We start from the raw sequence: 228 nt of genomic DNA, 5'->3' as shown, positions 1-228 counted from the left end.
ACTGCCGCCACGAATGACCCTCCACTTTGCTAAGTGTGCGCTGTCCAGAAGCGTTGCAAGCCCCTGGTTGTCCTCCAGGGAGGCGTCATCGAAAAGGATAAGATGCCCGCTTTCCCCGTTGCGCAGTCGGTGGAGGGTGGCCAGCGCCGCCGACGGGGAGGCGGCAAGGTACGTGCCGGGCAGGAATCGGGCGGGCAGCGGTAGCCGGTCCACGGGCCCAAGGAGAAT

1 protein-coding gene is annotated in these 228 nt (G+C 65.4%); it reads right to left on the bottom strand.

All coding sequences use genetic code 11. The annotated features are described in order from the left end of the window. Positions 1-228 (bottom strand): hypothetical protein (locus SB847_RS22540; protein WP_410579019.1); only part of this gene is annotated, 228 nt, incomplete at both ends.

The sequence above is a fragment of the Bacillus sp. SIMBA_026 genome (assembly GCF_046535335.1).
Classification (GTDB): domain Bacteria; phylum Bacillota; class Bacilli; order Bacillales; family Bacillaceae; genus Bacillus; species Bacillus velezensis.
The sequence above is the reverse complement of the archived record's forward strand: the minus strand, read 5'-3'. Positions and strand labels throughout refer to the sequence as shown.